The 6,784-nt window shown below is 68.4% G+C and carries 8 protein-coding genes; 4 read left to right on the forward strand and 4 right to left on the reverse strand.

Annotation, left to right across the window (positions count from 1 at the left end; all coding sequences use genetic code 11):
* Positions 1–161 precede the first annotated feature (161 nt).
* The 3 genes from gatC (at position 162) to VGD93_RS09180 (ending at position 2,475) form a co-directional block, all read left to right on the forward strand.
* The gene (gene gatC, locus VGD93_RS09170; RefSeq protein WP_395011331.1) at positions 162–449 is read left to right on the forward strand and encodes an Asp-tRNA(Asn)/Glu-tRNA(Gln) amidotransferase subunit GatC; all 288 of its coding nucleotides are present in this window, start codon (positions 162–164) and stop codon (positions 447–449) included.
* Positions 450–551: 102 nt separating this feature from the next.
* Positions 552–2,036: an Asp-tRNA(Asn)/Glu-tRNA(Gln) amidotransferase subunit GatA gene (gene gatA, locus VGD93_RS09175; protein WP_395011333.1), complete on the forward strand. Its 1,485-nt coding sequence runs from the start codon at positions 552–554 to the stop codon at positions 2,034–2,036.
* Positions 2,037–2,160: 124 nt separating this feature from the next.
* Positions 2,161–2,475, forward strand: a complete 315-nt coding sequence (locus VGD93_RS09180) for a hypothetical protein (RefSeq protein ID WP_395011335.1) — start codon at positions 2,161–2,163, stop codon at positions 2,473–2,475.
* Between the two features lie 265 nt (positions 2,476–2,740).
* Here VGD93_RS09180 and VGD93_RS09185 read toward each other — a convergent pair whose 3' ends face one another.
* On the reverse strand, positions 2,741–2,995 hold the full coding sequence (locus tag VGD93_RS09185; RefSeq protein ID WP_395011337.1) for a PilZ domain-containing protein: 255 nt from the start codon (positions 2,993–2,995) through the stop codon (positions 2,741–2,743).
* Between the two features lie 223 nt (positions 2,996–3,218).
* Here VGD93_RS09185 and VGD93_RS09190 point away from each other — a divergent pair, with 223 nt between their 5' ends.
* On the forward strand, positions 3,219–3,521 hold the full coding sequence (locus tag VGD93_RS09190; RefSeq protein ID WP_395011338.1) for a DUF718 domain-containing protein: 303 nt from the start codon (positions 3,219–3,221) through the stop codon (positions 3,519–3,521).
* Here the strand turns inward: VGD93_RS09190 and VGD93_RS09195 are convergent, their stop codons facing one another.
* The 3 genes from VGD93_RS09195 to VGD93_RS09205 all read right to left on the reverse strand — a co-directional run.
* Positions 3,522–4,091 carry an HPF/RaiA family ribosome-associated protein gene (locus VGD93_RS09195; protein ID WP_395011340.1) on the reverse strand — a complete coding sequence of 190 codons (570 nt, stop codon included), beginning with the start codon at positions 4,089–4,091 and terminating at the stop codon, positions 3,522–3,524.
* Between the two features lie 64 nt (positions 4,092–4,155).
* Complete coding sequence (locus VGD93_RS09200) at positions 4,156–5,925, reverse strand: adenylate/guanylate cyclase domain-containing protein (protein WP_395011342.1); 1,770 nt, start codon at positions 5,923–5,925, stop codon at positions 4,156–4,158.
* A gap of 92 nt (positions 5,926–6,017) precedes the next feature.
* On the reverse strand, positions 6,018–6,784 hold a 767-nt coding region (locus tag VGD93_RS09205; protein WP_395011344.1), incomplete at its 5' end, for a hypothetical protein.

Consider the following 6,784-nt stretch of genomic DNA (forward strand, 5'->3'; position numbering starts at 1 on the left):
GTGTTCGCCGCTCCCCGCGACAGCCTCGCCGGCGCCGCGCTGGTGGCGCTCGAACCCGGCCTGGCGCTCGAGGCCTGACGCCCGCCGGCGTGCCGAAAACATTGGATTTCCATGCGCCGCATTGCTACATGCGGCGGAAACCGTCTCGCCTGGAGCATGCCATGTCGGTCGACGCCGCCACCGTCAAGCGAATCGGAAGCCTTGCGCGCATCCGCATCGAGGAGTCCGAAGTCGAGCAGTACCGCGAGGAACTGAACGTCATCCTCGGCTTCGTCGAGCAACTGGGCGAAGTCGACGTGAGCGGCGTCGAGCCGATGACGTCGGTCGCCCCGATGCAACTGCGCCGCCGCGCCGACACGGTCACCGATGGCGGCTATGCGGAGAAGATCGTCGCCAACGCGCCGCTCTCCGAGGACAATTTCTTCATGGTGCCCAAGGTCGTGGAATAGCCGTGGCACGAGCGACCGGGCCGGGGGCATGCCCCTTTGTCCGGGCCGCGCTTGCCGCTATGTAGCGCCTGACACCGGCCGCCGAACAGAAAGATCCGCGCCTTGACCGAACTGACCAAGCTGTCGCTTGCCGCTGCCCGCCGGGGTCTCGCCGACAAGCAGTTCTCCGCCGTCGAACTGACCGAGGCCTATCTGGCCGCGATCGAGCGGGCCAACCCCAAGCTCAATGCCTACGTCGCCGTCACGGCGCACGAGGCGCGTGCCATGGCCAACGCCAGCGACGAGCGCCGTGCCGCCGGCGACGCCCGGCCGCTCGACGGCATCCCGCTCGGCATCAAGGATCTGTTCGGCACCAAGGGCGTCCATACCCAGGCGGCGAGCCACATCCTCGACGGCTTCAAGCCGGAATACGAATCCACCGTCACCGCCAATCTGTGGCGTGACGGCGCCGTCATGCTGGGCAAGCTCAACATGGACGAGTTCGCCATGGGCTCGTCCAACGAGACCTCGTACTACGGCCCGGTGATCAACCCGTGGCGCGCCGAGGATTCCAACGCCAATCTCGTTCCCGGCGGCTCCTCGGGCGGGTCGGCGGCAGCGGTCTCGGCCTGGCTGTGCGCCGGCGCCACGGCGACCGATACCGGCGGGTCGATCCGCCAGCCGGCCGCCTTCACCGGCACCGTCGGCATCAAGCCGACCTACGGACGCTGCTCGCGCTGGGGCATCGTCGCCTTCGCCTCCTCGCTCGACCAGGCCGGCCCGCTTGCCCGCACGGTCGAGGACGCGGCCATCCTGCTCACCTCGATGGCCGGGTTCGATCCGAAGGATTCGACGAGCGCCGAACTCGCCGTGCCGGATTTCGCCGCCGCCGTCGAGCGCGGCGTCAAGGGCCTCACCATCGGCATCCCGCGCGAATACCGCATGGACGGCATGCCGGAGGAAATCGAGCGGCTCTGGCAGCAGGGCATCGCCTGGCTCAAGGCCGAGGGGGCGACGGTGCGCGACATCTCGCTGCCGCACACGCGCTATGCGCTGCCGACCTACTACATCATCGCCCCCGCCGAGGCCTCGTCCAACCTCGCCCGCTACGACGGCGTCAAGTATGGCCTCAGGGTTGCCGGCAAGGACATCACCGACATGTACGAACTCACCCGCGCCAAGGGCTTCGGCCGCGAGGTGAAGCGCCGGGTGATGATCGGCACCTACGTGCTGTCGGCGGGCTACTACGATGCCTACTACGTCCGCGCGCAGAAGGTCCGCACGCTGATCAAGCGCGATTTCGAGGCGGCGTTCGCCGACGGCATCGACGCCATCCTGACGCCGGCGACGCCGTCGGCCGCGTTCGGCATCGGCGACGAGGACATGCGGGCCGACCCGGTCAAGATGTACCTCAACGACGTCTTCACCGTGACCGTGAACATGGCCGGCCTGCCGGGCCTTGCCGTCCCCGCCGGCAAGGACGCGCGCGGGCTGCCGCTCGGCCTGCAACTGATCGGCCGGCCGTTCGACGAGGAAACCCTGTTCGCCGCCGGTCGCGTCATCGAGCGCAGCGCCGGGCTCGACTTTTCCCCGAGGCAGTGGTGGTGACCGCCGCTGTCGACTCAAACCGCTTGAAGCGTGCCGCTTTCGGCACTATTTGCCGCCCATGCGCAAACTGAGACTGGTTGACCTTCCGGCCCGGCCGGCGGTTTCGTTCAAGAGGATTGGCTCCATGGCCGATGTTTTCACGACCCTGGACTGGTCGGCTCCCCCCAAGGACATGTCCAAGCCGCTCCAGGCGCTCTGGTGGGCCCGGAAGGGTGGCCTGCGCATGGGTCCCGAATGGGAGCAGGCGCACGCCATCGTGCAGATGCAGGAAGGCGTGTTCGAGTTCGACTGGGTGCATGCGCTGCTGCACTGGATCGAAGCCGACATGGGCAACGCCGACTACTGGTACCGGCGCGCCGGCCGCAAGCGCGCCACCGCCAGCGTCTCCGCCGAGTGGGAGCACATCGCGCGCGAACTGAGCGGCGTCACGCAGCACTAGTCGCTCCTCGGAGCCGTAGCGTCCATCCCTGCGGGCGGCCGGCCGACTGCTGCCCCTCGGCCGGGACTCCTCTGTCGCGCAGTAGGGGAGGACTCCCGACGGCACGGTCGGGGGGCGCGCAGCGCGGCCCGAGGACCCAAGGAAGCGCGGTTGCGTACCGCCTGGGTGCGAGTCCGGGTCCTTGCGACAAGCGCGAGGATGACGCCCGTGGGGGGAAGTCGCCGGCGCGCCGGACAGCTTCACGCCCCGGTGGCGGGAACGCGGCTCAGCTCAGGAACTGCACGCCCAACTCCTTGAGGGCGCGCCAGGCGACCCGGCACGAATGCGGGCGATGGTCGGGGGCGATGAGGTCGAAGGTCTGCGGGATGCCTCCCACCGACGCCACTTCCAGCTTCGCGCCGCCGTCCGAGAGGTTGCGGATGATGCAGTCCACCCGCCGGTTGCCGCCGGCGAAGACGATCTGCGCCTTGATCATCGTGTTGCGTCGTGGCGAAAGACGCTTGTCGAGCCGAATATCCACCTGAACTACCTTGGCCTTGAGCCGGCCGCGCGACGGCGGCGCCGCGCGTCCGTCGGGGCCGGAAAACTGCCATCCCCTGGTGAGCGAAAACTGACGCGGAACCCGTGACTATTGTGTTAAATTGCGCAAGTGGGCCGGGCCCCGGCGGGGCAGCGAACCCACCGGCGGGCCTCCGCGGGGCGGATGGCCGAGCCAAGCGACAGATCCAGCGATGGAGGCCGAAATGCGTGCCTGCAATATCGTTCGCTTCAGGGTAAAGCCGGGCCAGGAGGAAGCCTTCGTCGCGGCCCACCGCCCGGCGCGGAACTTCCCGGGTTTTGCCGGCGGTTCCCTCGTCAAGACCGGCGATCGCACCTATTGCTTCATCGGCAACTGGAACAGTTTCGACGACATCGTCGCCGCGCGGCCGCAGATGATCGCCATGCTCGACGGCTTCCGCGACATGCTCGAGGATCTGGGCGGCGGCCTCGGGGTGACGGACCCGGTCTCCGGTGAGGTGGTCGTCGAGCTGCCGCCCTCGGCGTGATCAGGTCAGCGGGCTGATCGGCTTGACCATCGAGGCCTGCGGCCCGTAGGGGCTCTCGGCCTCCGCCTGCGTCACCAGCACCTCTTCGCCGACCGCCAGCGCGTCGAAATCGCCCTGCAGCACGGCTTCGGAGAAGAACAGGCTGGCGCCGTCCGGGATTTCGACGAAGCCGTTGCGCACGTCCTTGTTGAGGCGTCCGATGCGGCCGTGCACCGGCTGGTGCTCGAGCTGGTTGGTCTCCTGCGGCCTGACCTTGGCGAAGTGGCTGCGCAACTGTTCGGCTGCGGTGTGGAACGCCTCGGTCAGGGCGTTGTCGAAGCCGCGCTGCCCTGCCGGCTGGGGCAGGTCGGCTTCGCGCCGGCCCAGCGCCGAGCCGCCCGGGTAGTTCAGTTCGACGCGGATCGAGACCACCGTCTTCAACCCCCGCCGGTTCTGGCCGTCGATGACGACCCGCCCCGAGATGATCTGGCCCTCGTATTTCTCCAGTTGCCCGATGAGTTCGTCGATCTTGGCGCGGATGCGGTCATTGGGCTCGAAGCGGCGGAAGGTGATCTCGATCGGGGCATCCATGGCGGCCTCCTGGTTCGTGGGTGTCTCGGACGGCAAACTCGCGGGGTCGCGGCCGGTTCCGGCCCTACTGCAGCCCGGCGAGCTGCAGCCCGCGCAGGTACTTGCCGAGCAGGGTGGGCTCCATGAAGCGCAAGGTGTCGCCCACCCATTGCAGAGTAACTCCCGGGTGCTGGTGCAGGAAGAGGCGGAGCGCTTCGCGTGCCGCATCGAGGTCGCCGGCATGCGCCTGGTAGACGGCCAGGTCGCGATACGGCCAGTTGAGGCCGGGCCGCTCCGCCAGGGCCTTGCGCGCCAGCCGGATGGAGTCCTGCGGGCGGCCGGCCGCGAAATGGGCGAGACCCATGCCGAGGTGGACGTTGAAGGCGAACGGATCCATCGGCGACAGCCGGGCGGAGCGCTCGAACGCCACGAGGCCCTCTTCCGGATTGCCGAGATAGACCTGGCCGAAGCCCCGCCGCATCCACGCCCAGGCGTGGTTGGAATCGAGCGCCAGGGCCTGGTCGGCGAGGGCGGCCGCCTGCGCCACGTCGCCGCCCAGCTGCATCATCGCCGAGGCCAGCGCGGTGAGCGCCGTGGGATCGTCGTGCACGCTCAGCACCGCCTGCTCCAGCAGCTTCTGGGCGGTGCGGCGCTCGTGCTCGACGTCGGTGGTCCAGTTGTACGCCACCTGCTGGCCGTGCGCCCACGCGGCGAGGGCGGCGGCAAGACCGTAGTCGGGCTCGAGGTCGAGCGCGCGGGTGAGCAGGGCGATGGCTTCGGCGTTGTCGGCGGGGCGATGCGCCCACAGGTGCGGGAACGCCCGCATCACCAGGTCGTAGGCGGCGAGGTTGTCCGGGCGCTTCGAGCGGGCGCGCTCGATCTCGGCGCGGCGGATCGAGGGCTGGATGGCGCTCGCCACCTCCGCGGCCATGCGGTCCTGCAGGTCGAACAGGTCGCCGACGGCGCCGTCGATCTTGTTGGACCAGATATGGCTGGCGCTTTCGGCCTCGACCAGTTGCGCCGTGATGCGGACGCGCTCGCCGACACGGCGCACCGACCCTTCGACGATGTAGCGCACGCCCAGCTCGCGCCCGATCTGGCGCACGTCGGTGGCGCCGCGCCCCTTGTAGGCAAATGCGGAATTGCGGGCGATGACGAAGAAGTCCTTCACCCGCGACAGCGTGTTGGTGATTTCCTCGACCACGGCATCGGCGAAATAGGATTGGTCCGCCTCGCCCGACATATTGTCGAACGGCAGCACCGCGACCGAGGGCCGGTTGGAGGGCAGGGCCGGCAGGGCGGCCTGTTCCTTCGCCGGCTTGCGCACCGGGCCGTCCGGGTGCCAGGCATAGATGCGCACGGTCTTGGCGATGTTCTTGAGCTCGGTGGGCCCGAGGTCGGTGAAGCTGAGGTCGGTGGCGCCCTCGAGATACTGGTACATCCATTTGGTGATGCACATGCCGCCCGGGGGGGCGTGGCTCTGCACGCGCACCGCCATGTTGATGCCGCTGCCGTAGAGGTCGCCGCCTGCCACCAGCACGTCGGCGAGCACGATGCCGGCCCGGATCTGGAACAGCCCGCCGCCCGGCGCCTTGATGCGGCGCTCGTGGATCTCGCGTTGCAGGTCCGCCGTCCACTGCACGGCGGCGACGACGCTGTTGAACTCGGCCAGCAGGCCATCGCCCATGGTCTTGAAGACCTTGCCCCCCTGCTCGCCGATCGTGCGCGCGATCAGTCGCTCGTAGACCCGCTGCACGAGGCGCAGGGTCTGCCGTTCGCTGCGCTGCACGAGGCGGGAGTAGCCCACCACGTCGAGCGAGACTATCGGAACCAGACGTCTGTCGGGTTGGGCCATTTGTGGCAAGGGTTCCAGCTGGGATTTTTATAGCATTTCCCGGCCGCGCTGAGAACGCCGATGACGGGAGCGAAGGCGGGGCGGCGCGACGATCAGTAGACGGTCGTCAGCACCTCCACCTCCTGGCCAGCCCCCGGCTGGACCTGGAAGGCGCGGTTGTAGACGGTCTCGCCCCGCTTGGCGAGGACGAGGTAGTCGCCCTCGGCGAGGACGGTGGCGGGGAACGCGCCGATTTCTGAGTAGACGGTCGCGCCGCCGGCCGTCTTCACTGTCCATTCGACGTCGGCTATGGCCTCGCCGCCGCTTTCGGTGACCAGCTTGAACGTGACCTGCGCCGCCCGGTGATACAGCGTCGCCTCGGTCATCTGCCCGGGCTCGACGCGCAGATCGGCCCGCACCACAGCATTGACGTCGCCGAAATAGGAAACGACGTGATAGGTCCCGGCATTGAGGGTGACGATATCGTTGGGTGAAAGGTTCTGGGCCACCATGACGCGGTCGCCTTCATTGCCCGAGGTGAAGATGTCGAAGCGCAACAGATTGATGGGGATCGAGACATCCCCGGTCACCGCCGCATTGAGGCGCATGGCGCCGGCGTCGAGCACGATGGCTTTCTTGTTCTCGCCTTCGACCACTTCCAGCGTGTCGCTGGCCTGCGCCCGACCGTAGGCGACGTGGATGACGTACTCGCCGGGGACAAGCTCGAGATGGGCGGTGGCCTCCTCCGACTTGGCGGCGAGCGCCAGTTCCCCCGAGGTGTCGGTCCTGGTGTCGAAGATGCGCCAGACCAGTCCCTCCGGGATGGTCATGCCGTTCTCGGTAATCTGGGCGGTGAGGGTCACCGGCTGCTTTTCCGCCG

Origin of the sequence: Devosia sp. (assembly GCF_036406155.1) — a bacterium.
GTDB lineage: Bacteria > Pseudomonadota > Alphaproteobacteria > Rhizobiales > Devosiaceae > Devosia_A.